This is a genomic window from Streptomyces phytophilus (assembly GCF_013870535.1).
In the GTDB taxonomy this organism is placed as follows: domain Bacteria; phylum Actinomycetota; class Actinomycetes; order Streptomycetales; family Streptomycetaceae; genus Streptomyces; species Streptomyces phytophilus.
Window position 1 is genome coordinate 1 of record NZ_JACBXC010001306.1, and the last position, 1645, is coordinate 1645.

Genomic DNA, 1645 nt, shown 5'->3' on the forward strand with positions numbered 1-1645 from the left:
GCGCTCACCTTCGACGCCGACATGATGGCCGGCCAGCACGACCGGGCCGACGCCGGCGAGCAGTTCGACAACCCCGGGCTCATCGCCGCGCTCCGGGAGCTGAAGGTGCCGGCGACCGTCTTCATGACCGGCACCTGGGCCGCCCGCTACCCCGACCAGGCCCGCGCCATCGGCCGCGACCCCCTGTTCGAGGTGGCCAACCACTCCTACAGCCACCACGCCTTCGCCACGCCCTGCCACGGCCTGCCCGGGGTCGACCCGGGCGCCATGCGCGCCGAGGTGGAGCGCACCTTCGCCGAGCTGCGCCGCGCGGGCGTACCCGCCCCCGTCCCGTACTTCCGCTTCCCCGGCGGCTGCTACGACGACACGGCGCTGCGCGCCCTCGCCCCGACGGGCGTGACCGCCGTGCAGTGGGACGTCTCCAGCGGCGACGCGTTCGCCACCGACCCGGGGGCGGTGGCGGAGGAGGTACTGACGCGCGTGCGGCCGGGGTCGGTCGTCGTCCTGCACGTCACGCGCAGCGCGGCGCCGGTCACGGAGGAGGCGGTGCGCGAGATCGTGCCGGAGCTGCGCCGCCGCGGGTACGGCTTCGCCAGGGTCTCCGAGCTGGCCGCGGGGCGCTGAGGCCCGTACGGGAGCCGTCACGGCGGCGCCGGGACTCCCGCCGGCCCCTCCGCCGCGGCGCCCGGGGTCACCCGGCGGGCGCCCCCGGACCCGTCTCGCTCGGCCGCACCACGACGAACCCCTCGCCGTCCAGCCGGAGCTGCATGACCTCGCCGGAGCCGCCGCGGATCATCGACCCGAAGCTCTGCGAGCGGTGCAGCCCCGTCTGGAGCTGCGTGCTCCAGCCGACGACGGCGTCGGTGTCGACGAAGACCGGGTAGCCCGGCGCGACGGGGATGACGATCGGGGAGCCGTCGCAGACCACGCCCAGCCGGCCCTGGCCGGTGAACACGCTGTTGAACAGCCCGCCGCCCGCCATGCCGGCGCCCTTGACCACCTTGATGTCGTACGACAGCGTCGAGTCGAAGCACAGCACGTTGCGCCCGTTGAGCGTGAGGCTGTCGTTCGGCTGGTCGAAGTCCAGGATGAAGCAGTTGGCCGCGCTGAGCGCGAACCAGCACTCGCCCTGCCCCTTCACCGACATGAGCGCCAGGCCCTCGCCGGTGACCGCGCGCTTGAGGAACTGCCCGGCCCCCTGGCCCTTCTTCTCGAACTGCAGGTTGCCCCGGTAGGCGATCATCGCGCCCTGCCGGGCGAGGCACTCGCCGTTGACGGCGTACTTGATCGACTTGGGGTTCTGCAGAGTCATGCCGGCCTGCGTCGCGGGCTCGGCCATGTTTTCCTTGGCGAACAAATCACTGCGCATACGCGCATGATCCGCCGGAATCCCTCCCTCCGCCAAGCGGGCGGCGCCACTGGCACACTTGATCGCGTGACCAGTGCCGAGACCAGCCCCTTCCAGCACGAGGCAGTGAGCCGCGACGACCTGCCGCAGTTCGTCCTCCCCCTCGTCGTACGCATCGAACGCGGCAGCCCGCCCGCGCGCACCGACGCGCTCCAGACGGCGGCGCGCGCGGTGCTGATCCTGCTGGCGGACGAGCGCGCGACGGGCGACGGCCCGTGGGCCGGGGCGGTACGGGAC

Annotated in this window: 2 protein-coding genes and 1 pseudogene; 2 read left to right on the forward strand and 1 reads right to left on the reverse strand. The window is 73.4% G+C overall.

Annotation, left to right across the window (positions count from 1 at the left end; translation table 11 throughout):
- Positions 1 to 624 (forward strand): polysaccharide deacetylase family protein (locus H5J30_RS31835; protein WP_181791062.1); only part of this gene is annotated, 624 nt, incomplete at its 5' end.
- Positions 625 to 691: 67 nt separating this feature from the next.
- Here H5J30_RS31835 and H5J30_RS31840 read toward each other — a convergent pair.
- Positions 692 to 1369: an AIM24 family protein gene (locus tag H5J30_RS31840; RefSeq protein ID WP_181791064.1), complete on the reverse strand. Its 678-nt coding sequence runs from the start codon at positions 1367 to 1369 to the stop codon at positions 692 to 694.
- 66 nt (positions 1370 to 1435) lie between these two features.
- Here H5J30_RS31840 and H5J30_RS31845 point away from each other — a divergent pair.
- Positions 1436 to 1645, forward strand: a pseudogene (locus tag H5J30_RS31845) (peptidyl-tRNA hydrolase); the annotation flags it as partial.